At 45.4% G+C, this 24,186-nt stretch carries 26 protein-coding genes and 1 riboswitch; of the genes, 18 read left to right on the plus strand and 8 right to left on the minus strand.

What is annotated here, in order from left to right:
• Window positions 1-50 precede the first annotated feature (50 nt).
• The 5 genes from T487_RS0110380 to T487_RS0110400 all read left to right on the plus strand — a co-directional run bounded on the left by T487_RS0110380 (window position 51) and on the right by T487_RS0110400 (window position 5,151).
• A complete protein-coding gene (locus T487_RS0110380) occupies window positions 51-788 on the plus strand; it encodes an alpha/beta hydrolase (protein WP_031576984.1) in 738 nt (245 codons plus the stop codon).
• A gap of 329 nt (window positions 789-1,117) precedes the next feature.
• Window positions 1,118-1,753 carry a redox-sensing transcriptional repressor Rex gene (locus tag T487_RS0110385; protein WP_031576986.1) on the plus strand — a complete coding sequence of 212 codons (636 nt, stop codon included), beginning with the start codon at window positions 1,118-1,120 and terminating at the stop codon, window positions 1,751-1,753.
• 139 nt (window positions 1,754-1,892) lie between these two features.
• Window positions 1,893-2,798: a sulfide/dihydroorotate dehydrogenase-like FAD/NAD-binding protein gene (locus T487_RS0110390; RefSeq protein ID WP_031576988.1), complete on the plus strand. Its 906-nt coding sequence runs from the start codon at window positions 1,893-1,895 to the stop codon at window positions 2,796-2,798.
• Window positions 2,779-4,173, plus strand: a complete 1,395-nt coding sequence (gene gltA, locus T487_RS0110395; RefSeq protein WP_341349283.1) for an NADPH-dependent glutamate synthase — start codon at window positions 2,779-2,781, stop codon at window positions 4,171-4,173. Before T487_RS0110390 ends, gltA begins: the two co-directional genes overlap by 20 nt.
• Before the next feature lie 12 nt (window positions 4,174-4,185).
• Window positions 4,186-5,151, plus strand: coding sequence for a DNA-3-methyladenine glycosylase family protein (locus T487_RS0110400; protein WP_031576993.1), 966 nt, complete (start codon window positions 4,186-4,188; stop codon window positions 5,149-5,151).
• 79 nt (window positions 5,152-5,230) lie between these two features.
• On the opposite strand, the gene T487_RS0110405 is transcribed toward T487_RS0110400, so the two are convergent.
• From T487_RS0110405 to T487_RS15485, 5 genes are all read right to left on the minus strand, one after another.
• Entirely contained in the window at window positions 5,231-6,022 is a 792-nt protein-coding gene (locus tag T487_RS0110405; RefSeq protein ID WP_031576995.1) for an ABC transporter ATP-binding protein, read from the minus strand.
• A complete protein-coding gene (locus tag T487_RS0110410; RefSeq protein ID WP_031576997.1) occupies window positions 6,009-6,932 on the minus strand; it encodes an ABC transporter permease in 924 nt (307 codons plus the stop codon). Before T487_RS0110410 ends, T487_RS0110405 begins: the two co-directional genes overlap by 14 nt.
• The gene (locus T487_RS0110415; protein ID WP_031576998.1) at window positions 6,932-7,903 is read right to left on the minus strand and encodes an ABC transporter substrate-binding protein; all 972 of its coding nucleotides are present in this window, start codon (window positions 7,901-7,903) and stop codon (window positions 6,932-6,934) included. The genes T487_RS0110410 and T487_RS0110415 overlap by 1 nt, the downstream gene beginning before the upstream one ends.
• Before the next feature lie 282 nt (window positions 7,904-8,185).
• Window positions 8,186-8,596: a HutP family protein gene (locus T487_RS0110420; RefSeq protein ID WP_031577000.1), complete on the minus strand. Its 411-nt coding sequence runs from the start codon at window positions 8,594-8,596 to the stop codon at window positions 8,186-8,188.
• A 63-nt stretch (window positions 8,597-8,659) separates the two neighbouring features.
• On the minus strand, window positions 8,660-9,295 hold the full coding sequence (locus tag T487_RS15485; RefSeq protein WP_074542659.1) for a TIGR01906 family membrane protein: 636 nt from the start codon (window positions 9,293-9,295) through the stop codon (window positions 8,660-8,662).
• A 329-nt stretch (window positions 9,296-9,624) separates the two neighbouring features.
• Here T487_RS15485 and groES point away from each other — a divergent pair, with 329 nt between their 5' ends.
• The 9 genes from groES to guaA all read left to right on the plus strand — a co-directional run bounded on the left by groES (window position 9,625) and on the right by guaA (window position 17,274).
• Window positions 9,625-9,906, plus strand: a complete 282-nt coding sequence (groES, locus tag T487_RS0110430) for a co-chaperone GroES (RefSeq protein WP_031577004.1) — start codon at window positions 9,625-9,627, stop codon at window positions 9,904-9,906.
• Window positions 9,907-9,924: 18 nt separating this feature from the next.
• On the plus strand, window positions 9,925-11,541 hold the full coding sequence (gene groL / locus T487_RS0110435; protein ID WP_031577005.1) for a chaperonin GroEL: 1,617 nt from the start codon (window positions 9,925-9,927) through the stop codon (window positions 11,539-11,541).
• A gap of 207 nt (window positions 11,542-11,748) precedes the next feature.
• Window positions 11,749-11,958 carry a helix-turn-helix transcriptional regulator gene (locus T487_RS0110440; protein WP_143004638.1) on the plus strand — a complete coding sequence of 70 codons (210 nt, stop codon included), beginning with the start codon at window positions 11,749-11,751 and terminating at the stop codon, window positions 11,956-11,958.
• Window positions 11,955-12,419, plus strand: a complete 465-nt coding sequence (locus tag T487_RS0110445; protein WP_031577007.1) for a hypothetical protein — start codon at window positions 11,955-11,957, stop codon at window positions 12,417-12,419. Before T487_RS0110440 ends, T487_RS0110445 begins: the two co-directional genes overlap by 4 nt.
• A gap of 72 nt (window positions 12,420-12,491) precedes the next feature.
• On the plus strand, window positions 12,492-13,028 hold the full coding sequence (locus T487_RS15995) for a helix-turn-helix domain-containing protein (RefSeq protein ID WP_051651666.1): 537 nt from the start codon (window positions 12,492-12,494) through the stop codon (window positions 13,026-13,028).
• Window positions 13,029-13,116: 88 nt separating this feature from the next.
• On the plus strand, window positions 13,117-13,455 hold the full coding sequence (locus tag T487_RS0110455) for a type II secretion system protein (RefSeq protein ID WP_031577009.1): 339 nt from the start codon (window positions 13,117-13,119) through the stop codon (window positions 13,453-13,455).
• Window positions 13,452-14,006 (plus strand): hypothetical protein, encoded by a 555-nt coding sequence (locus tag T487_RS0110460; RefSeq protein WP_031577010.1) that lies wholly within the window; start codon window positions 13,452-13,454, stop codon window positions 14,004-14,006. Before T487_RS0110455 ends, T487_RS0110460 begins: the two co-directional genes overlap by 4 nt.
• Before the next feature lie 102 nt (window positions 14,007-14,108).
• A riboswitch (purine riboswitch) is annotated at window positions 14,109-14,208 on the plus strand.
• A 65-nt stretch (window positions 14,209-14,273) separates the two neighbouring features.
• Complete coding sequence (gene guaB / locus T487_RS0110465) at window positions 14,274-15,731, plus strand: IMP dehydrogenase (protein ID WP_031577012.1); 1,458 nt, start codon at window positions 14,274-14,276, stop codon at window positions 15,729-15,731.
• 10 nt (window positions 15,732-15,741) lie between these two features.
• On the plus strand, window positions 15,742-17,274 hold the full coding sequence (gene guaA, locus T487_RS0110470) for a glutamine-hydrolyzing GMP synthase (protein WP_031577013.1): 1,533 nt from the start codon (window positions 15,742-15,744) through the stop codon (window positions 17,272-17,274).
• Window positions 17,275-17,406: 132 nt separating this feature from the next.
• Here the strand turns inward: guaA and T487_RS0110475 are convergent, their stop codons facing one another.
• A complete protein-coding gene (locus T487_RS0110475) occupies window positions 17,407-18,525 on the minus strand; it encodes a CdaR family transcriptional regulator (RefSeq protein WP_031577014.1) in 1,119 nt (372 codons plus the stop codon).
• 145 nt (window positions 18,526-18,670) lie between these two features.
• Here T487_RS0110475 and T487_RS0110480 point away from each other — a divergent pair, with 145 nt between their 5' ends.
• The 4 genes from T487_RS0110480 (at window position 18,671) to T487_RS0110495 (ending at window position 22,279) form a co-directional block, all read left to right on the plus strand.
• Complete coding sequence (locus T487_RS0110480; protein WP_031577017.1) at window positions 18,671-19,951, plus strand: GntP family permease; 1,281 nt, start codon at window positions 18,671-18,673, stop codon at window positions 19,949-19,951.
• A 23-nt stretch (window positions 19,952-19,974) separates the two neighbouring features.
• Entirely contained in the window at window positions 19,975-21,132 is a 1,158-nt protein-coding gene (locus T487_RS0110485) for a glycerate kinase family protein (protein ID WP_031577018.1), read from the plus strand.
• Window positions 21,133-21,401: 269 nt separating this feature from the next.
• Window positions 21,402-21,776 carry a PH domain-containing protein gene (locus T487_RS0110490; protein ID WP_031577020.1) on the plus strand — a complete coding sequence of 125 codons (375 nt, stop codon included), beginning with the start codon at window positions 21,402-21,404 and terminating at the stop codon, window positions 21,774-21,776.
• Window positions 21,777-21,805: 29 nt separating this feature from the next.
• Window positions 21,806-22,279 (plus strand): pyridoxamine 5'-phosphate oxidase family protein, encoded by a 474-nt coding sequence (locus tag T487_RS0110495; RefSeq protein WP_031577022.1) that lies wholly within the window; start codon window positions 21,806-21,808, stop codon window positions 22,277-22,279.
• Between the two features lie 96 nt (window positions 22,280-22,375).
• Here T487_RS0110495 and T487_RS0110500 read toward each other — a convergent pair whose 3' ends face one another.
• Both T487_RS0110500 and T487_RS0110505 read right to left on the minus strand, forming a co-directional pair.
• Entirely contained in the window at window positions 22,376-23,437 is a 1,062-nt protein-coding gene (locus tag T487_RS0110500) for a HAMP domain-containing sensor histidine kinase (protein WP_036909384.1), read from the minus strand.
• Window positions 23,430-24,107, minus strand: coding sequence for a response regulator transcription factor (locus T487_RS0110505; protein WP_031577026.1), 678 nt, complete (start codon window positions 24,105-24,107; stop codon window positions 23,430-23,432). The genes T487_RS0110500 and T487_RS0110505 overlap by 8 nt, the downstream gene beginning before the upstream one ends.
• Window positions 24,108-24,186 lie beyond the last annotated feature (79 nt).

Here is a 24,186-nt window from a genome sequence, read left to right on the forward strand (position 1 = left end):
ATTGCCCAGATTTAAAAAGTGACAGCAGTAACAGAATGTGAGGAATTGATATGACAGAAGTGGAGAAGAAAATAATAAGAAGAGACCGGATTGTACGAATCCTACTCATCCTCCTGATTATTATGGGGGTTGGATTCTATGTGTACGCCAGAGACTACTACCGAGCATCCATGGTGGCGGAAGGAGCTTTGGTTTCAGGAGACGGGATTACCTTTGAAGAAGTCAATGGAGATCTCATATTCACGCCTTCAACACCCAAAGGCGGAGTTGTGATCTATCCTGGTGGAAGAGTCTCAGAACGTGCTTATGGACATTTAGCGCGAAAGATTGCTGCATTAGGCTATAAGACTGTGATCGTCAAGGTGCCCTTCAAGTTGTCTATTCTGGAAAATGGTGCAGCCAAGAGTTATGTGAATGAGGAGATGCCATGGATTCTTATCGGACACTCTTTAGGAGGCGTCTCTGCATCAAGCTTTGCACAGAAGAACATGGATACAGTGGATGGTCTGATTCTTCTTGCTTCCTATCCAGCAGGGAACACCGATTTATCTTCCGCACCATTTCCTGTGTACTCCCTGGTGGGAGACAAAGACCAGGTGGTGGATTTTGAAAGCCTTCAGAAGGCTCAGGACCGATTGCCAAAAGGTTTTGAAGGAGTGGTGATCCGAGGCGGAAACCATGCGAGTTTCGGAAATTATGGCATCCAGAAAGGCGACAGTCTCCCGGATATCAGTTTCGATGACCAGCAGCAGTATGTACTGGATGCACTTTTAGAAATCCTGCCGTAGTGGCCAGAAGTTCCATAAGATCATAGAAAATGCCTCTGCGTTGAGTTCTCTTCTACGGCAGAGGTTTTCGCGTAGATGGAGTTCTTTACTGAGAGAAATGCTTGAGAGTGGATAAGAAATCACAGAGAGTATTTCTCCAACTTCAATAAATTTAAAGATATGCAGATTTCTGTTACAATTATGAAAATATCCTGATACATTATGGGGGTATTTCTGAGAATTTCATAAAAATACTAAAATTGATAATTTTCTTTGACAAAAATATACACAACTTAAAATGATTTATGGTATGATATTGTTAGAAATTTATTTAACGATGAGGTGTAAGGATGGACAAGAAAAAAGATATTTCTATGGCCGTAATTAAAAGATTACCAAAATACTACAGACATCTGGCAGAGCTTCTGAGAAATGATGTGGACCGTGTCTCCTCAAAAGAACTGAGCGAGAAAATCGGATTTACTGCTTCCCAGATCCGTCAGGACTTTAACTGCTTCGGCGGCTTTGGCCAGCAGGGGTATGGATATAATGTGAAAGAGCTTTATAATGAGATTTCCACCATTTTGGGGCTGGATAAAAGATACAGCACCATCATCATCGGTGCTGGAAATATCGGACAAGCGGTGGCAAACTACACAAGATTTGAGAAGTTCGGATTCGACCTTAATGGAATTTTTGATGTGAATCCTAAGCTCATTGGAATGAAGATGAAAGACATCGAAATCAGTGATATTGACACTATGGATGAGTTCCTAAAAAACAACAAGACAGATATCGGCATCATCTGTGTACCGCACACTGTGGCACAGAAAGTGGCAGATATTCTGGTGGCAAATGGCGTGAAAGGCATCTGGAACTTTGCACCCATTGACATCCAGGTACCAGAGAATGTATCCATTGAGAATGTGCACCTGAGCGAAAGTCTTCTGACTTTGGTGTATCTCATGAACGATCTGGACAAGTAAAAAGGTCACAAGAAGAGGTCTCGTTGGAGGCCTCTTTTTCATTGTTGCTCATTGTTTTTTCTTGAACAAAGGGTGAGAAGTCCGTATACTGAAAAAGGATAGAGCCAGGCTCTAAAATGAAATATGTTGGGGGAAGCAAATGTATAAAATATTACGGAAAAAAGAACTGGTGCCCAATATCTACCAGATGGATATTGAAGCAAAAAGAGTGGCGAAAAGCGCTCTGCCAGGACAGTTTGTCATTGTGAAGGTGGATGAGAGGGGAGAGAGAGTACCCCTTACCATCTGTGACTATGACAGGGAAGAAGGCAGTGTGTCCATTGTTTTTCAGACCCTGGGCGCATCGACGCAGAAGCTTGCTGAGAAAGAAGCCGGGGAAGAAATCAGAGATTTTGTCGGACCTTTGGGTAATCCATCGGAAGTTGTGACGGAAGACGCAGAAAAGCTGATAGATCATAGAATTGTCTTCATCGCAGGAGGCGTGGGAACAGCGCCTGTTTATCCTCAGGTGAAGATGCTGAAGGATAAAGGCATCAAAGTGGATGTGATCATTGGAACAAAATCTAGGCACACTCTGATTCTTGAAGAGCAGTTCAGAGAAGTGGCGGAAAACCTCTATATCTGTACGGATGATGGCAGCTATGGGTATCATGGACTTGTCACAGACCAGCTGAAGGAGCTTCTGGATGCTGGAGAGAAAAACTATGATCTTTGTGTGGCCATCGGTCCTATGATCATGATGAAGTTTGTGGCAAGGCTCACCAAAGAATACCAGCTGAAGACCATCGTTTCCCTCAATCCCATCATGGTGGATGGTACAGGCATGTGTGGAGCCTGCAGAGTGACTGTGGGAAATGAAGTCAAGTTTGCCTGTGTGGATGGTCCGGAGTTTGACGGGCACCTGATCCATTTTGATGAGGCCATGAGAAGACAGTCCATGTACAAGTCCCAGGAAGGGAAGAAAACCATCGAGAAAGAGCAGAAGGATGTTCATAAGGATTCAGGCTTCTGCAGTTTAGGAGAGATTGCCCATGATGAAAAATAGAGTACCCGTTCGGGAACAAAAGCCCGAAGAGAGAGTAAAAAACTTCAAGGAAGTGAGTTTTGGCTATAATCATGAGGAAGCTCTTTTGGAGGCAGAGCGTTGTCTCCAGTGCAGAAATCCGAGATGCGTGGGCGCATGCCCAGTAGCCATCAACATTCCCAAGTTCATCCAGGAACTGAAGGATGGACATATAGGCAAAGCAAGGGATACCATCGGAGAAGCCAGTAACCTGCCAGCAGTCTGCGGCAGAGTCTGCCCTCAGGAGGAGCAGTGTGAAGGAAAATGCATTGTGGGTATCAAAGGAGAACCGGTGAACATCGGAAAGCTGGAGCGTTTCGTGGCAGACTGGGCCATGGAAACGGGGTATAAGAACACAGAGAAAGCGCCGGCAAACGGACATAAAGTAGCAGTGGTGGGCAGTGGTCCTGCAGGGCTCACCTGTGCCGGAGATCTGGCGAAGCTGGGCTATGAAGTGACGATTTTTGAAGCGCTTCATGAACCAGGTGGGGTGCTGGTCTACGGCATACCAGAGTTCAGGCTCCCGAAGGAAACCATCGTGAAAGAAGAAATCAGGCTACTGAAGGATCTTGGGGTCACCATCGAGACCAATGTCATTGTAGGACGTACGGTGACCATTGAAAGTCTGTTTGCAGAAGAGGGATTCGAAGCAGTGTTCATTGGATCTGGAGCTGGACTTCCCATGTTCATGGGAATCCCAGGTGAAAATGCCAATGGAGTCATGTCCGCCAATGAGTACCTGACCAGAGCCAATCTCATGAAGGCTTTCCAGGAAGGCTATGACACCCCTATAAGCCATGGAAAGCATGTGGCGGTGGTAGGCGCGGGCAATGTGGCCATGGATGCGGCAAGAACAGCGGCAAGACTTGGTGCGAAGGCAAGCATTGTCTACAGAAGATCTGAAAAAGAAATTCCTGCCAGGGCGGAAGAAGTGCATCATGCCATTGAAGAGGGCATTGAGATGAACCTTCTCACAAATCCGAAGGAAATCCTTGTGGATGAGAGGGGATTTGTCAAAGGCATGGTCTGCGTGAAAATGGAGCTGGGAGAACCCGATGCTTCCGGAAGAAGACGGCCGATAGAAATTGAAGGAAGCGAGTTCACCATACCCTGCGACAGTGTCATCATGAGCCTCGGAACGTCCCCCAATCCACTGATTTCCTCCACCACCCAAGGCATTGAAACCAATCGGAGAGGATGTATCCTGGTGAAAGAGGAGTCTGGAGCCACAAGTCTTGAGGGTGTGTTTGCCGGTGGAGACGCCGTGACAGGTTCTGCTACGGTGATTCTTGCCATGAGCGCAGGGAAAACTGCAGCCCAAGGCATTCATGCGTATCTGATGGGAAAAGAGAAGTAAAGCGAGGAACATATGGATTATAAAGTGGGGAAGGTTTTAGAGAAAGGGATTGTGTTAAAGGGCGTGAAGCATTTTCATCCCCAGCAGATCTTTGAATGCGGACAGTGTTTCCGGTGGACAAGCCGAAATACAAAGAAGGACCATTATCTTGGCGTCGTAGCGGGGAAAGTGGTGGAAGTGAAGCTTGTAGAGGATGAAGTAGTTCTTCTAGGCATCACAGAAGAAGAGTTTCAAGTCTTTTTCAAAGACTACTTTGATCTTTCCAGAGATTATGGCAAGGTGAAGCGGATCCTGCGAAAAGATCCGCTTCTGAAAAAAGCCGTGGCTTTTGGCTATGGCATCCGTATCCTCAAGCAGGATCCTTTTGAAACGCTCATCTCCTTTATTCTTTCTTCCAATAATCTGATTCCAAAAATCCGGGAAGGCATCCGAAGAATCAGTGAGAAGTATGGTCAGTCCATCCAGTATGAGGGAGAGACTTATTATACGTTCCCTACGCCAGAAGCGCTTTCCAGAGCCACAGAAGAGGAGCTTCGGGCATTAGGCCTTGGGTATCGGGCAGCTTACATCGAAAAGACCGCAAAGCTTGTGTATGAGGCGTCTCTTCTGAAGATAGAGAAAGAGAAGAGAGCGCTGACCCCTGAAGAGAGGGAGAGCTTTTCTTATGATCTGACATACATTTCGGATCTTCCAGAGGAGGAGTGCCTGAAAGCCCTCATGAGATTTCCAGGCGTAGGCATGAAGGTGGCGGACTGCATCATGCTGTTCTCCATGGGAAAGACCGGTGCATTTCCTGTGGATGTCTGGGTGAAGAAAGCCATGGTTTATTTTTATGGTGCAGAGCCCGGGAGTCTTCCAAAAATGCGCAGCTTTGCCAAAGAGAAGTTTGGGCATCTTGCTGGTTTTTCCCAGCAGTATCTGTTTTATTACGCTAGAGAGAAGAAGATCAGAATTCCAGAAGAAAAGAAGCAGAAATAAAAGAAGAGACCCTGATGGTAAAGCGGCAGGTAAGCAGCGTATCCTTCAGGGTCTCTTCTATTTTAGGAGTGAAGAGGCTTTATACTTGGAGCACCATTCGGTCCTCCACGGAATGAGCGTTTTTCTGGAAGAGGGCAATAAGATCCTTTGAGGACAGTGCTGCCTTTTCTTCCAGAGAGAGGTCTTCTACAATTTCGCCCTCATGCATCATCACCAGTCTGTTGCCATAGGCCAAGGCGTGATTCATGTTATGGGTGACCATGAGGGTGGTGATGCCTTCTTTTTGGATCAGGCTCTCCGTGACTTTCATAATAAGTTCTGAGGTTCTGGGGTCCAGTGCGGCCGTATGTTCATCGAGAAGCAAAAGCTTCGGTTTTTTCATCACTGCCATGAAGAGGGCCACTGCTTGCCGCTGACCACCGGAAAGGAGTCCGATTTTTGTGTGGAGCTTGGACTCAAGGCCAAGGCCCAAAGAGGCCAGCTGATCTTTGTAGTAGCTGATTCTATTCATATTCACTGCTTTTTTCAGACTGAAGCTTTCTCCTTTGGCATCGGCCAAAGAGAGATTTTCCAGAAGCGTCATGGAAGGAGAGACAGAGAGTCTTGGATCCTGATGGACTCTACCAAGAAGCTTTGCTCTCACATGAGCTTTCTCGTAGGTGATGTCTTGTCCATCCAAAAGGATGAGACCATCATCGGATTCGTAGGTTCCAGCAATGAGATGAAGTAGTGTGGACTTTCCTGCACCATTGGAACCTAGAAGACTGATGAAGTCTTTTTCCTGCACCTGGAGGCTGAGATTTTTCAGCACAGTATTTTCAATGGGGGTGCCTGGATTAAAGGTTTTTGATAAGTTTTCAAGCTTTAGCATAGAAGGCACCTCCTTTTTCCACTTTGGTTTCTTTCTTCAGCGCGCTTTGTCTGCGTCTTTTTTTGAGAGCCCCGGAGCTCATGCCCATGGCGAGAATCACCGCGATGGCGGTGGCCAGCTTGAAATCGTTGGGGTCCAGTCCAAGTCTCAGCACCAGCACTAGAATGCCCTTATAGAGCACAGCACCAGAAAGAGCGATGGAGGTCATAGGAAGGTTCAGCTTCTTCAGAAGAGAGCTTCCTATGATGACTGCAGCAAGAGCGGTGACTGCGCTTCCGGTACCCATGCCCACATCGGAGAAACCCTGATACTGAGCGGTAAGAGCGCCGGAGAGGCCTGCTAAAAAGTTTGCGGTCACAAGACCGAGGATTTTGATTTTATGGGCATCTGCACCAAGGGAAGTGAGGATCTCCTCATTGTCACCCACAGCTCTTAAGAAGAAGCCAGTTTTTGTTCGGAAGAAGGCTTCATAGAGAAAGATGAGCACGGTCACGATGAGAAGAAGCAGGAGCAGTGTGCTGAGGTTTTCACCCCCGATGGATACTTCCGGCAATGTGAATACTGTAGTTTCTGCAAAAAGCGCAATATTGGCTTTTCCCATGACCCTCAGGTTTACAGAGTAGAGGCCGAACATAACGAGAATCCCTGCCATGAGTCCATTGATTTTCAGTTTCGTATGGATGATTCCTGTAACAAGACCACCTAAGGAAGCGGTCAAAGCCCCAAGAAGTGTTGCAACCCATGGATTCATTCCTCTAAGAAGAAGCACTGCAGCGGTGGCTGCTCCTAGTGGATAAGTGCCGTCCACAGAAAGGTCTGCAAAATCCATAATTTTATATGTGATATAGATTCCGAAAACAAGTATTGCAAAAAGCAGACCCTGTTCCAGAATGCTGATGAGAATACTCATTATTTTTCACCTACCACTTTCGCGGCAGACAGAATCTCCTCTGGAATGGTAATACCTAAAGAATCCGCAGCATTTTTGTTCAACACAATGATGGGATTCTTCACCACGAAGATGGGAAGTTCTTTGGGCTCTTTACCCTTCAGGATTTCAACGGCCATGAGTCCGGTTTCTCTACCCAGCTCATAGTAGTCAACACCTGCGGAAATGAGTCCACCCACGTTGACGCCAGCATCTTCTGCGCAGAAGACTGGAATCTTCTCGTCATTGGCTAATTTTACAATAAGAGCGTAGGCCGAAGCGACCATATTGTCTGTGGGCGTATAAAGCACATCCACTTCCTTCAGAACACTGGGGAGCACCGCATTGACATCACTAAGAGCTGTGATTCCAGCTTCTTTAACGGTGAAGCCCATGTCTTTTGCTGCTTCTTTCAGTGCATTGACCTGATAGGTGGAGTTGGGTTCTGAGGTGTTATAAATGACTCCGATGGTTTTGGCTTCTGGGAGTATTTTTTTGAGAAGCTCCAGCTGAGGTCCGATGGGAACACCATCAGAAGTTCCAGTGACGTTTTTACCAGGATTCTCAAAGGAATCCGCAATGCCTGCATCCACAGGATCTGTTACCGCGGTGATGAGAATCGGAATATCTTTTGTTGCGTTGTAGGATGCCTGGGCGCTTGAGGTTGCAATGGCAAAGATGAGATCTTTCTTCTTTGCTACAAAATCTTCGGCGATGGCCAGCGCTGTGGGCTGTTCTCCCTGGGCATTCTTATAGTCGATTTCGATGTCCTCTCCTTCTACATAACCATTCTCCTTGAGCACATCCAAAAATCCTTGTCTTGAAGCATCCAGTGCTTCATGCACCACAAACTGATTGATGCCAATTTGAGTGAGTTCATTTTTTTTCTGGCACCCTGCCACTGCAAGGGCCATGGCCACAATACCGAGGGCCACGATTTTCTTTCCTACCATTCTACATATCCTCCTAATACTACTGTTCTTTCATAATCTTGAACAAATTATGAATTACCTTATTATATAGAGGGTTCTGAAGTTTATCAAGTTCAGTGAAACCAAGAGTTTGTTGCAACAATGGTGAAAAATGAGGTGCAATTTTAGAATTCTTTAAAAAACAGAGGTAAAATTATATAATTTTCGAAGTACTTCGAAAATGAAAACAACTACATCGAAAGATTCTGAAATTTGCATACAAAATAAAAGAGACGCTTGATGGCGCCTCTTTCTCAAGTTTTTCTATACTGTTAGTGTTCTGTGGCCGATGCCAATGGCAAATTCATTCAGATGAAGCAGACCAATGCTTACATAAATACAAACGGCCAGGTCATTGCCCATGCGTACCAGTCCGATTTTACCCCCTACATTGAGATTGTTGGACCGTTCCAGCACCTGCATGAGAGCATCCCGTGCAGCACCCATGACAGCGCCTTCTTCCGCATACTCTTCCTTAATCAGTCCCACGCGTTTGGACGCCACCAGCGCCCGTTCCAGAATCTTGCTGATGCTGATGGAGATGTTCCCTCCAATGTCCACTGCGGCGGCTTTTCCGCCCAGGGCTTCCAGCTTCCTTATATAGTCCCGTTCTTCCTCACGGCTGGTGAGTGCAAGCCTCACTGCTTCTCTTGGTACATCTAAGCTCTTATTCATATTCTCATCCTCACAATTTCACCATAGTGTTTTCTATATGCTTTCTTTCATTCTATCAAATATTCAGGCGTCCTGCTTCTTTTTTCCAAAGGTCTTTCCAAGAAAGAGCGTCAGAAGAGCCAGAAGGACCATGTAGAGGAGGATGAGAAACGCAGCATACATAAAGAACCATTCCGGTAAAATCCTGATGACAGGATCGATGGTGGGGTCAAAAATCCAGTAGTCATTGGAAAAGGCGATCTCATGGAAAAGCACAAAGGCTCTGGAGAAATCTACTACAAAAGGGATACCCAGAAGGAGGGGGAGAATAAAGGTGAAAGCAGCTGCGCCCTTTAAGTACCCCAGCTGGTTTTCGCGTTTCCTCTTAATAAACAAGAAAATCGAAAGGACCAGACTGACGGCGAAAAGGATCCAGACAAGGTCAAAAATGACCTTGACTTCATAGAAATGGAATTCACCTTGGGGAGACATGGGGAGTCCATTGAGCTCAAGCTTTCCACGATAAAAAGGATTCAGGTAATCAATGAGTATATCGTAATTGCTTTTAATGAGCCCATAGTCATAGTCCCCATTTTGGGCCTGAATCTTTGGGATATTCATATAATAGAGGATTCTGGTATTGAGACCTAAAAGAACCGAGCCTGTAAGTACAGCAACGGCATGAATCAGTGCGTAGAGTGCTGCTTTAAATTTTTTCATATCTACATCTGGAAGCATCTGCAAAAGGCTTCCATGTTCACCTCATTTCTTAGTGGGAAAGAAAGGAACGAAAGTCCTCGCAATCCCATTAGAATAATGATATCATGATTTTGGAGTCGTGAGTAGAACAAAGATATTGAAAGATAATTGGAGATTTTTATAGATAGTAGAAGCTAATTTGCTTTTTTGAACGGATTTATGCCGTATTTAAGAAAATGACTCTAAAATTCTAGTTGAAATCAGAAACAAATAAATTATAATAAGAATAGATGTTAGCACTCGACATAAGTGAGTGCTAATAAAAGTTTGTTATTAGGAGGAATGTCAAAGTGATCAGACCATTAGGAGACAGAGTTGTACTTAAAAGACGTGAAGCCGAGGAAACCACAAAGTCCGGTATTGTCCTCACAGGTTCCAGCAAAGAAAAGCCTCAGGAGGCTGAAGTCTTAGCTGTGGGTCCAGGAGGCTATGTGGACGGCAATAAAGTGGAAATGGAAGTTAAAGTTGGTGACAAGGTTCTCTTCTCCAAATATGCAGGCACGGAAGTGAAGCATGAGGGTGAAGAAGTCATCGTGGTTCGACAAAACGATATTCTGGCAATTATAGAGTAGTAGGAGGAGTAGACGATTATGGCAAAGACAATCATCTATGGAGAAGAAGCAAGAAGAGCGATGCAAAAGGGTGTGGACATCCTTGCAGACACCGTAAAAGTTACATTGGGACCTAAGGGAAGAAATGTGGTCCTGGAAAAGAAGTTTGGCGCACCTCTCATCACCAATGACGGTGTGACCATTGCAAGAGAAATTGAACTGGAAGATGCCTATGAGAACATGGGGGCACAGCTGGTGAAAGAAGTTTCCACCAAGACCAACGATGTGGCTGGAGATGGAACCACTACTGCAACGGTACTGGCTCAGTCCATGATCAAGGAAGGTCTGAAGAATGTGACAGCGGGAGCAAATCCCATGTTCATTCGTCAGGGAATCAAGCTTGCTGTGGATAAAGCGGTAGAAGCCATTAAGGAGCAGAGTGTTGCCATTGGTGGTAAGGAAGACATTGCAAGAGTTGCTGCAGTTTCTGCTCAGGACGAGGAAGTGGGGCTTCTCATTTCTGACGCCATGGAGAGAGTAGGCACTCAGGGTGTAATTACAGTAGAAGAGTCCAAAACTTTCGGCACAGAGCTGGAAGTAGTGGAAGGTATGCAGTTTGACAGAGGATATGTTTCTGCGTACATGGCAACCAATACAGAAAAGATGGAAGCCGTTCTTGACGATCCTTTCATCCTGATCACAGACAAGAAGATCAATACCATCCAGGAAATCCTTCCAGTGCTGGAACAGGTGGTCCAGACAGGAAAGAAGCTTCTTCTGATTGCAGATGACATTGAAAGCGAAGTCATCGCTACACTGGTTGTGAATAAGCTGAGAGGAACCTTCGTCTGTGTGGCTGTAAAGGCTCCAGGATTTGGAGACAGAAGAAAAGAAATGCTTCAGGACATCGCCATCCTCACAGGTGGACAGGTGATCTCTGAAGAGCTCGGAAGAGAACTGAAAGATGCAACCATCGATATGCTGGGAAGCGCAGATACTGTAAGAATCAATAAGGATCAGACAGTCATTGTCAGCGGAAAAGGTTCTAAAGAAGAGATTGCAAATAGAGTCCATGTTATCAAGGCTCAGATGGAAGAGACCACTTCTGAGTTTGACAAGGAAAAGCTCTCTGAAAGACTGGCAAAGCTTGCTGGTGGCGTAGCAGTCATCAAGGTGGGCGCAGCGTCTGAAACAGAGCTGAAGGAAAAGAAGCTCCGCATGGAAGATGCTCTGGCTGCAACCAAGGCTGCAGTGGAAGAAGGCATCGTTGCTGGTGGTGGAACTGCTTACGTCAATGTCATTGATGCAGTAGGATCTCTAACAAGTGAAGACCCAGATGTGGTTGTAGGTATCAATATCGTGAAGAGAGCTCTTGAGGAGCCATTAAGACAGATCGCCATCAATGGTGGAGTAGAAGGCTCTGTTGTCATCGAAAAGGTGAAGAACAGCGAGAAGGGCATTGGCTTCAACATCATTACAGAAGAACTGGTGGATATGGTGAAGGTCGGTATCGTGGATCCAACTAAGGTTACAAGATCTGCTCTACAGAATGCGGCATCCGTTGCTGCAACCTTCCTGACCACAGAGGCAGCTGTGGTGGATATCAAGGAAGACAAGCCTATGATGCCATCTCCAGATATGGGTGGAATGTACTAAGGGTATAAAATGAATATGTATCGAAGACGGTGTTTCAGACACCGTCTTTATTTTTTTGATTTGCTATACTTTATGACCTTATACGTTGACTTTGAAAAGTAAAGTGAACTAAACAAAATGTAAAACAGACTTGACTTTATGTATAGTTAACTTTACAATAAAGGTATAAAACCGGTTTAGAATCTATAAGACGGAGGAAGATAAGAAATGGCAATGGAGAACAATATTAAGCTGTTTCGTGCGAAGCTTGGGTACACCCAGGAGGATCTGGCGAAGAAAGTGGATGTGACACGCCAGACCATCATCGCATTGGAAAAGGGCAGCTATACGCCATCACTGGAACTGGCTTTTAAGCTTTCAGATTTGTTTCAGGTACCCATCGAAGAAATATTTTACAGAACGGAGGACAAAAAATGAATAAAACTGTTATTGGACAAATCCTGAATATCGCGCTTGCATGGGCACTTTATACTGTATTCCGCGCAAAAAATGCCATGGATCTGGCCTATGAGGGGAAATACCTGGAAGACACCCATCTGATGCGTGTGCTGTTATCCGCCGCCGCCGCATTTCTAATCATTGGCATCATGATCTATATCAGCATGAAAGGCAAGAAGATCCGCAGCTTCGGAGATTTTCTGAAATTGGACATCTCTGTTTCAGAAGACGACGAACGGGAAAGCGAGATCATCCGGCGTATTTCAAGGAAGAACTACCTGGCGTATTCAGGTGGTGTCATGGCCATGATCGTTTTTGCTCCGATTCTTATCGGAACAGAGGAAATCACCATGCACGGAGTGGTTCTTTCTCTGGCTGTGGTAGTCACCGCAGATGCGCTGCTGTTCCTCTTCCAGTATATCAGGGCGTATCATGAATAAAACACTTGACTACTCAAATATAATTTACTAAAATATAATTAAGCAAAAAATATTTGAGCATAAGGTGTAAAAATGAATCAGTGTATGGATGTATTTCTGCAAAAGTTTGGACTCACCCGTTATGATGTATCGAAAAGGACTGGGATTTCTCAGCAGACCTTATCCAGTGCCAACAAGAAAGATCCGGGGAGCTACTCGGTGAAAATCCTATCGGCTCTTTCTGATGCCACAGGGATTTCACCAGGAGAAGTACTGGACCAGCTTTTAAGGATCCAGAAAGAAGAAGAGCGGTTTGTGGTAAGAAACTGGGAGGAGCTGAAGATTGCTGTGGATGCCATGAAAGAGAGATTTCTGGTGGAAGGGGAGTTTACTGAAGTCATGAAAGATGTGAAAAGCGGGCAACTTTCTGATACAGCAAGGCTTGGGACAGAGCTTGGCACCGGTGGAGGTGTGGGCATCATTGAGGCCCTTTACTACTTTGTGCACCGCCAGCTTTCAGGGGGGAATAAGGAAGAGGAGAAGCTGAAAGACAGGCTCACCTCTTTATACCACATCATTCTTCTGGATGAACATACGGTGGAGCTGAAACTGAAATCTCTCAGTTATTAGGATGAGCAATCATCCTTTTTTTGTTGAAGTGAATAAAGCAGGGTTCTCCTTCCTATAATGAGGGTATCAAAGGAAAGGAGGAAAGATAATGAAAAACAAGAAAAGGGGATTTTCTCTGGTAGAGCTTCTTATTGTCCTTGGCATTTCCAGTATTCTCATGGCCATGTCCGCACCGAAGTATCAGGGCATTGTGGGCAAAGCCAATGAACTGGAGCAAAGAGCGTATGTCCGGGAGGCGCTGAACTATGTGGATGTCTATAATCTGGAAGCCAGCAATAAGATTGCCGAAACCATAGCCTTATCGGCAGTACCCCTAACAAGTACGGATTACTTGGCTGCCCGTAAAAAGGTTTCAGCAGAGTATCAGGAAAAAACACTGAAATATCTGAGGGAGTTTACGGAAGGCGTGGAAAGTCCCTCCTCATGATCCATCTCTGTAGAATCTTAGGACCGCTGGGTGGAATCCTTCTTGGAAAGCACCTGCTGAAAGAGAAAAGACCAGACTGGATGGTGTCAGCCATGATCTATGGAATCCTTCTGGTCCTTTCTTCCTATTATTTCAGGTTTACTTTCCTGGAGGTCTTCTTCTACAGCGCATTTCTCTCCGGGGTCTTTACAGACCACTATTCTGGAAGAGTCTACAATCTTTCTCTTTATCTCATGGTGCCCTTTGCCCTCTCTGGATTTTATACCCATCACAGCTATATTGCCGCTCTCTTTATGCTCCTGCTGCCTATTTACAAGAAAAGCAGGAAGCTTCAGTTCTATTTTGGAGAAGCAGATGTTTATGTGCTTCTTTTCATCTCCATGGCCTATGGACGGAATGTGTTCTACACTTTGTTCTATGCTTCCGCATTAGGTCTCCTCTATGCAGTGGTTGGACGCAGAAGGGAAATCTATTTTCTTCCGTTTCTGTTCTTTGGACTTCTACTCTCTCATGTTGATGAGTTTCATAAGTTCTTTGGGATTTTGCTTTAGGATTGGGAGATTGTGAAGGTTATCTTTTATGAACCTGTGAAAAGCAACGCAATTCCTGCAAAATGTGTTTGACTTTGCCTGTGGGGATGTCTATAATAAAGTTTAAATTAAAAACGCGTTACTCGTATATGCCCTTAATAAGGAAGGGCGTTTCTACCGGAAACCATTGTAATTTCCGTCTATGAGTGGCAAAGGTGCTTCTTTGGCATACCCTTGTCACCATGGTGAATTTGGGTATGCTTTTTTTATAGAATAAGGAGGATCTTCATGGGAAAAATTTTGAAAACTGCTTACACATTTGATGACGTTCTGCTGGTACCAAACAAGTCTGAGGTGCTGCCAAAGGATGTACAGGTGAAGACAAAGCTGACGAGCACACTGACCCTGAATATTCCACTCATCAGCGCCAGCATGGATACGGTGACAGAATCCACCATGGCCATTGCCATGGCTCGAGAAGGTGGCCTTGGCATCATCCATAAGAATATGTCCATAGAAGAGCAGGCCCATGAAGTGGATGTGGTCAAGAGACAGGAAAATGGTGTCATTGTGAATCCTTTCCATCTGACAGCGGACAAGACCTTACGAGAAGCCAACGAGCTCATGAGAAGATACAGAATCAGCGGTGTGCCCATCACAGAGGAAGGAAAGCTTGTGGGCATCGTCACCAACAGAGATCTGGTCTTTGAGTTTGATATGGAAAAATCCATCGGTGAAGTTATGACAAAAGACAACCTCATCACCGCTTTGGAAGGCACTACCATTGATGAAGCGAAAGAAATCCTCCGTACCCATAAGATTGAGAAGCTGCCACTGGTGGATAAGGACAATAATCTGAAAGGGCTCATCACCATCAAGGACATTGAGAAGACAAGACTCTTCCCGAATGCTGCTAAAGATGCCAGAGGAAGACTCCTCTGCGGCGCTGGTGTTGGCGTTACCGCCAACATGATGGAGCGTGTAAAAGCTCTAGTGGACGCAGGTGTGGACGTAGTAGTTCTTGATACAGCCCATGGACATTCAGAGGGCGTTATGGAAGGCGTAAAGAAGATCAAAGCCTCTTATCCAGAGCTTCCTGTTATCGCAGGAAATGTGGCAACCGCAGAAGGAGCTAAAGCCCTTGCAGAAGCTGGCGCTGACGCTGTGAAAGTCGGCATCGGACCTGGTTCCATCTGTACCACCCGTGTGGTTTCTGGGGTAGGTGTTCCTCAGCTCACAGCAGTGATGGACTGTGTGGAGGCACTAGAAGGCACTGGTGTTCCCGTCATTGCCGATGGAGGCATCAAGTACTCTGGAGACATCGTGAAGGCTCTGGCCGCAGGCGCAGGCGCTGTGATGCTGGGATCTATTCTTGCAGGATGCCAGGAGTCACCAGGAGAGATTGAAATCTATCAGGGAAGAAACTATAAGGTTTATAGAGGCATGGGTTCTCTTACTTCCATGAATAAGGGGTCCAGTGACAGATACTTCCAGGAAAACGCCAAGAAGCTTGTGCCTGAAGGCGTAGAAGGAAGAGTAGCCTACAAGGGACCTGTATCGGATACCCTATATCAGCTGGTGGGCGGACTTCGCTCCGGTATGGGATACCTGGGATCCAAGGATCTTCCTACCCTCTTTGAGACCGCAAACTTTGTGGTTCAGACAGCCAACGGTCTGAAGGAAAGCCATCCACATGACATCTATATCACCAAAGAAGCCCCTAATTACAGCAATAAAGAAGCGTAGGAGAGAATATATGGAAAACAATGTAATCCTGGTCCTGGATTTTGGCGGTCAGTACAATCAGCTCATCACAAGACGTGTCCGAGAAGCGGGCGTCTACAGTGAACTGATCTCTGCAAAAACATCCATTGAAGAAATCAAGAGAAGAAACCCGGTGGGCATCATCCTGACTGGTGGACCAAACTCAGTGTATGAGGAGGGCTCCATGACGGTGAGTGAAGAAATCTTCTCACTAGGGATTCCTGTTCTGGGCATCTGTTATGGCCATCAGCTCATGACCCATAAGTTGAAGGGAAAAGTAAACACAGGAACCGTGAAAGAATACGGAAAGTCCCACATCCATTTTGAATCCGAGAGCGTCATGTTCCAGGGACTACCTGAAGAGTCAGTGGTCTGGATGAGCCATCAGGATGAAGTGGTGGAAGTGCCAGAAGGATTTAAAGTTACCGCATTTACCAAAGACTGCAAAGTGGCAGCCATGGAAAACAAGGAAAAGAATCTATATGGTCTTCAGTTCCATCCAGAAGTGGTCCATTCCGTACTGGGCAAGGAAATCCTTTCAAACTTCATCCATGGTGCCTGCAAAGCGGAGAGAACTTGGGTGATGAAGGATTTTGCCAAGGAGAAGATTGAAGAAATCAGAGTGAAGGCTGATGGAAAGAAGGTTCTATGCGCACTTTCCGGCGGAGTAGACTCCTCCGTTGCGGCTGTTCTTGTTCATAAAGCAATCGGAGACAACCTCACCTGTATTTTTGTAGACCATGGTCTTCTTCGTAAGAATGAAGGGGATGAAGTGGAGAAGATCTTCAGAGAGAGATTCCATATGAACCTCATCAGAGTCAACGCAAAGGACAGATTCCTTGGGAAGCTGAAAGGCGTGGAAGATCCGGAGAGAAAGAGAAAGATCATTGGTGAAGAGTTTATCCGTGTCTTTGAAGAAGAGTCCAATAAGCTTGGCAAGATCGATTATCTGGTGCAGGGCACCATTTATCCTGATGTTGTGGAATCCGGAACCGAGACCAGCCAGGTCATCAAGAGCCACCACAATGTGGGGGGACTTCCTGAAGACATCGAGTTTGAACTCATTGAGCCTTTAAGAGAACTGTTCAAGGATGAGGTAAGAGTCCTTGGAGAAGAGCTGGGCATTCCACATGATCTTGTGTACCGTCAGCCCTTCCCAGGTCCTGGACTTGGCATTCGTGTACTGGGTGAAGTGACAGAAGAGAAGCTGGAGATTGTGAGAGAAGCGGACTTCATTTTCAGAGATGAAGTGAAAAAGCACGGCCTGGATGAAACCATCTGGCAGTATTTTGCAGCACTTCCTAATGTCAGAAGCGTAGGTGTTATGGGAGATGGAAGAACCTATTCTCACCTCATTGCCTTAAGAGCAGTGCAGTCCACAGACGGGATGACTTCCGAGTGGTCCAGAATCCCTTATGAGGTGCTGGATATTGTTTCCAGAAGAATCGTTAATGAAGTGCCTGGGGTCAACAGAATCGTGTATGATGTAACCTCCAAGCCACCTTCAACCATAGAGTGGGAATAAGAAAAAAACTATAATCAGAAAAATCCTAGAAGGTAAAAATACTTCTAGGATTTTTTGTTGATGTCTTGCTGCTTGTTTGTGACAGTTTTTTAAGAGTTTTTTGTAATGCACTACTCTCAGGGATTCATAAAGTTATCTATTTCGGAGACCAATTTCATAAATCAGAAAAGCAAGCTTTAAAATAGTGTAGTCATGCAGTTCCCTTGGATTATAGCCAGTCTTTTCATAAAGACTGTTCAAGCGGTACTGCAAGGTATTTTTATGAATAAACAGCTCATTGGCACACCTCGTGATAGAACCGTTATGTTTTTCATAGGATTTCAGAAGCGCCATGAAGTCCCCTTTCTCTTTATCACTCAATCGGCCCAGTATTTTTGACTCAAAGAGAGGGGCGGAACCACTGAGCTCGGGAAGAAGGAGGATTCCAAGATCCAAATCCTCATAAAACTGAATGGGAACCTTTACTAAGTTTTTTGCCCACATGAGGCTTTTCTGAGCTTCAGAGAAAGACTTTCTTGAGTCAGCACTCGTGGTGCAAATGGATCCTACACCGAAAACCAAGTCCAGTCCAAAAGAGGTTTTGACCAGTTCTTGTATAGCAGAAAGATTTAGTCTCAATAAAGCGGGCTTTGTGAGGGTAGAAAGGATGGTCAGCGTATTCCGGTTCAGGGCGAAAATGGTCTGAGACGGCTCTGGAACCATTTTCTGCAGATATTTATAAAGAGCAGTGTCTACAGCATGATCTGTCAGAAACATTCCTTGCACAACTCTTCGTGGGATGGTGACATCATACTTATAGATGTCACGATAGCTGTTGTTCTCAAAGTCTGTACTTTGGGTGTTGTAAAGTAAGTTTTCAATGATGATGCGCTGGTTTTCTTTTGTGTTAAAGGATACTTCCTGGAGATAGGCTTCTTTTATCAGAATTTCTGTCATTTTTGTCAGGATGTGCACATATTTCGACACATCCTCTGGATTCCCTGTGATACCCACCACAGCAATGATCTCCTCTTCAAAATACAAAGGAAGATTGATCCCTTTCTTTGTGCCTTTGAACTCATCATCATTCTTTACAGAAAGACTTCTTTTTGTCTTTAATACTTTTAAAGCACCTTCATGTTGCTGTCCGATTCTCACGGGATCAGTAGACGCAATGATAACACCTTCCATGTTCATGAAGTTGATCTCATGATGTATGATTTCCTTGATGCTTTGTACGATATTCTGTGCAAGCTTACTTGATATTTTCATATTTTCCACCTCTTATTTGGTAATCATAACAAAAATTAATGGAGATGAAAAGGATTAATATGGTACAGGTACCGTATGAATGTAAACGACAATCAGATAAGATAAGGAAGGATAAAAAAATAACAACTTAAAAGGAGATCGTTATATGGACGCACAAGTCACAATAACCGCCCTTGGGGCACTGGTTGCACTCATCGTATCTATCGTTTTAATCTTTAAGAAAGTCGCCCCTTTTTACGCATTGTTCATCGGAGCCATCCTAGGAGGACTCATCGGTGGAGCGTCGCTCGTGGACACCATTGGTCTGATGAAGGGCGGAGCAGCTGGAATGATCACGGCCATCTTGAGAATCCTTGCCGCAGGAGTCATGGCTGGAATCTTAATCAAGTCTGGTGCAGCAGCATCTATGGCGTACACCATCATCGATAAGCTGGGGGCAAAGAAAGCTCTGCTGGCCATTTCTCTCGCCACCATGCTTCTTACCATGGTAGGTGTGTTTATTGACATTTCAGTCATCACAGTAGCACCCATTGCCATTGAGATTGCCAAGAAGCTGAAGATTTCAAGAACAACAATTCTCCTTGCCATGATTGGTGGAGGAAAAGCAGGAAACATGATGTCCCCGAACCCTAATGCCATCGCAGTTTCCGATTCCTTCGGTGTGCCACTGACCAGTGTCATGATGGCGGGCATCATTCCAGCCGTCATCGGTATCGCATTGACATTTGTGGTGGCTACAAAACTCAGCAAAAGTGGAAAAGGCACAAGTTTCAGCCTTGAGGAAGGCGGAGAAGTATCCAATGCTGACAACCTACCATCCTTTGGAAAGTCTATACTTGGACCAGTTGTGGCCATTCTTCTTCTTTCCTTGAGACCGATCTTTGATATCAACATCGATCCAATGCTTGCCTTGCCAGTGGGAGGGCTTGTGGCTGTCATCGTACTTGGAAAAGCGAAGCATGTTGTAGAATACACCCAATATGGTCTAGATAAAATGACCAATGTGGCCATCATCCTTCTTGGAACAGGTCTCATTGCTGGTATTATTTCAAACTCGACTCTTGGCGATGTATTTATCAATGCCATTGAGGTACTGGGACTGCCTACGTATCTTCTGGCTCCTATTGCAGGTATCCTCATGTCCGCTGCAACAGCGTCTACCACATCAGGATCTGCCGTTGCGAGCAGTGTATTTGGCAGCACATTGACTGGAGCGGGTGTTGCTCCTCTGGCTGGTGCAGCGATGATTCATACCGGTGCTACAGTACTTGATCACCTGCCACATGGTTCTTTCTTCCATGCCACAGGAGGAAGTGTATCTATGGCGTTTAAAGAAAGACTGGCGCTGATTCCTTATGAGTCCATGATTGGACTGGCCATGACCATCGTATCCACCATCATCTATGGAGTCATCGGTATCCTGTAAACCCCAACTAAGGAGAAGAATTTATGAAAGAACGTAAGACATATGTGCTGGCTCCGGACTCTTTTAAGGGCAGTTTAACTGCAAAAGAAGTCTGCGAAGCCATGGAAAAAGGAATCAGAAAAGCCTGTCCTGATGCACAGATCGTTCATGTGCCCATGGCGGATGGAGGAGAAGGAACTACGCAAGCTCTTGTGGATGCTACAGAAGGAAGACTTGTGAAAAAAAACGTTACGGGACCTCTTGGGAACCAGGTGGAAGCCATGTATGGAATCCTTGGCGATGGAAAGACAGCAGTCATTGAAATGGCATCAGCAAGCGGAATTCATCTTGTGGATCAGAAGACTAAAAATCCCCTGATCACCACTACCTACGGAACTGGAGAACTGATAAAGGAGTGCCTTGACCAAGGAATCCGAAAGATCATCCTTGGCATCGGAGGCAGTGCCACCAACGATGGTGGGGCAGGTATGGCAGCAGCCCTTGGAATAAAGCTTCTGGATGAGAATGGAAGCATGATTCCTTGGGGGGGAGGCTCATTAAGCTCACTGGAACGGATTGATCGAAGCGAGGTGGATCCACGTCTATCAGAGTGTATCTTCGAAGTTGCCTGTGATGTGACAAATCCTTTATGCGGTCCCACAGGAGCATCCCATGTCTTTGGTCCTCAGAAAGGAGCTGCTCCTCACGTGGTTGAGATTCTGGATCAAAATCTCAGACATTATGCAGATGTAATTCAGCGCGACCTTGGACTAGATGTTTCTGACATACCAGGGGCCGGGGCAGCAGGCGGACTAGGTGCTGGACTTCTTGCCTTTACAAACTGCACCTTGAAACCAGGAGTGGAGATTGTCATTAAGTATACGAATCTCAAGGAAAAGCTGAGAGAAGCAGCCTACTGCTTCACGGGTGAGGGTGGCATAGATTTCCAGACAAAATTTGGAAAGACCCCTTATGGAGTGGCAAAAACTGCGAAGGAAGTTTGTGAAGAAATCACTGTAGTTGGAATTGCAGGGATGATTGGGGAAGGGATTGAAAGCCTTTATGAGGTTGGATTTGATGCCATATTTGGCATTGCACCGGGCGCATCAGAACTGGAAAAGCTTCTACAGGAAGGATCCGAAAATATTGCAAGAACCACAGAGAACATTGTCAGACTGATGAAGAAGAGTGAAAAAATCTAGTATAGATTCAGTACATTGACGTGATAAAAGACAGAAGAGAAACTTTAGAGAGAAATGATGTGTGATGCGTCATTTCTCTTTTCTTTTGCTCAGACGTGATGTTTAAGTAAAAGTAGTATCTTATGAATTGACTTAAAATATATGAACTCAAATCCTAAGGTTATAAGAAGTAAACATCTGGAATATTGTGAAATATGTATCTAGTTTTGTTGTGTCTTATGATAATATTGATATGAAGAATAAATAACAAAAAGCAAAGGAGAATAAAAATGATCGATTTTCAAAATGCCTCTTTCATGAAGCTGCGACCAGTAGGAGAAAACTCCTACGCATCACTCATCTCACCTCTATTTGTGGAGGGAGAAAACATTTTGGCTTCCTTCCAGGGCATCCGTGATGGCGTGGTCTTCACAAGCAAAAGAATCTTTGCCATCAACGTTCAGGGGATCACGGGAAAGAAGAAGGACATTTCTTCACTGCCCTACAGCAAAATCCAGGCTTTTTCAGTAGAAACTGCTGGAGTTCTGGACCTTGACAGTGAACTGGAGCTCTGGTTTTCCGGACTTGGAAAAGTGAAGTTTGAATTTGTGAGCCGTGCGGATGTATCTGGAATCTGCCGCATGATTTCAGAAAGAGTTCTCTAAAATCATGTTAACAATAAAGGAGCGGGATTATGACAAAATTTGAAGAAGGCATGAATATTCTAGAAGAGCGTTTTGGAAGGGGCAAAGACAATGTCATTGCCTTGGCCACCATTTCTTTGAAGAATAGCCAAGAAGGATATCCGATGCCCTGCGTCCGGGATGTGGATGCTTATTATGAAGATGGCGCTTTCTATGTGGTGACCTATGGAACATCCAATAAGATCCGGCAGATTGAGGCGAATCCCGAAGTATCTGTTTCTGTGAATTTTGAAGATTTTTTTGGCAGTGGCAGAGGGGAAAATCTGGGCTGGGTACTGGACCCTAAAAATGCAAAACTCAGATCGAAGCTCAGAACTGTCTTCAAGGATTGGTATGATTTTGCCAACAATGAAGCAGATGAGAACTGCTGCTTTTTAGCCATTCATCTGAAGAAGGGCACCCTACGAATCAACCATGGAGAGAAATTCTATCATTTTGATTTTGAACACAGAAGAGCAGAGTAGAAGCAGACAGAATAAGTTCTACTTGAATGAAACAGAAGAACGCCATGAGTTTAAATTTTGTGACTCATGGCGTTCTTTTCCATAGGCTATTTTGTTTCAGTTCATTCTATCTTTTGATGTGCCTGGCAGCTCCACATAAAAGGTGGTGCCTTTACCAGGAGCCGTCTCCACACGAATGGAGCCTCCGTGAAGGGTGACGATTCTATGGGCGATGGTCATGCCAAGACCATTGCCGCTGGCTCCGTGAGAAGTATCTCCCTGATAGAACTTGTCAAAGATGCGGGAAGCTGTGTCCTCATCCATTCCCGGTCCCTGGTCCCGGATGACAAAGATGAAAGAAGAGACCTTCTCTATGATGTGCACCTTGATGACAGAAGCATCCGGAGAGAACTTCACTGCGTTGTCCAGAAGGTTGATGAATACCTGCTTCATGAGCTCTTCATTGGCATGGAGCATCAGTTCTCCTCTTTCGAACTCAATATTGATGTTTCTCTCACTCCACTTGCTGTACATCATGGCAATGATGAGGCGGATCTGCTCGCTGACATTATAGACCTTCTTATCGGTGATGATGGATTGGTTTTCAAGCTTTGACAGGCTCAGCACCTGATCCGCAAGATCCGCAAGACGCTCAGATTCACCGATGATGGTGTTAAGATACTCGCTCCGCATTTCTTCTGTCAGATCCTTTCTTTTCAGAATCCTCGCAAAGCCCCGGATGGAGACGATGGGGGTTTTAAACTCATGGGAGAAGTTATTGACAAAATCGGTTCTTAAAAGCTCCACACTGGCCAGCTCCTCTGCCATATGGTTGAAGCTGTCCGAAAGCTGCTTCAGTTCATAAGGCCCCTTAAGATGGATTCTTGCACTGTAGTCTCCTTCTGCAATCCTATCTGTGGCCTTCATGATCTCCAGTAGAGGTTTCAGGGGCTTCTCACTGAAGAGGAAAGCAAAGACAGTTCCGATGACAAGGCTGATGATGGCAAAGATGAGAAGAGAGAGTCTGTGGTCATAGTCTATGACGTTGACCCCCATTTTCAGGAGCATGAAGCCAAAGAGAAAGATCACCACAGAGGATCCAAACATGATGATGCAGACGATGAGGGCAAAAAGAAGAGCCAGCTGTACTCTTTTGAGCTTTCTTTTCACTCTATCCATGGTGGATCACCGCTTTATATCCGATGCCGCGGATGGCCATGATATCAAACTCAGGAGCATCTTCAAAACGCTTTCGGAGCCTGTTGATGTGGACATTCACCGTCACATCGGACGTTTCGGTATCCATGCCCCAGATCTCGTCCATGAGCTGAAGCCTTGTAAAGATCTTATCCGGGTAGGAAAGGAGCTTATAGAGGAGATAGAATTCTTTCTGAGGGAGGGTCTGGCTCTCGCCTTCTCTTGTCACCGTCAGAGCATCATAGTCCAGGGTGATTTTTCCCACATGGAGTTTATGTTCGTTGGCGATGGAGGCTCTTCTTAAAAGCGCTTTGATCCGAAGAAGCATTTCTTCTTCCTTTACCGGTTTCACCATATAATCATCGGTTCCGGCGATGAATCCCTTTGAAAGCTCTTCTGGCAGGTGCTTGGCTGTGACCATGAGAATTGGCGTGTTGTCTCCGACACTACGAAGGTGCTCTGTGAACTCATAGCCATCCATGTTTGGCATCATCACATCCAGCACTATGAGATCGATGTGATGATTCTCCATCATCTTCAGGGCATCCAGTCCATCGGAGGCTGAAACCACCTTATAACCGGAGAGGGTGAGGACAGCCTTCATGAGTTTTGCAGTGCTTTTGTCGTCTTCCACGACCATGAGCTGAAACATAAAAAATCACTCCTTCAATGGGAAAATTATACCATACTACATAAACTGAAGATAAACTCCCTTGCAGCCATAGAGAACT

Source organism: Proteiniclasticum ruminis DSM 24773, assembly GCF_000701905.1.
Taxonomy (GTDB): Bacteria; Bacillota; Clostridia; order Clostridiales; family Clostridiaceae; genus Proteiniclasticum; species Proteiniclasticum ruminis.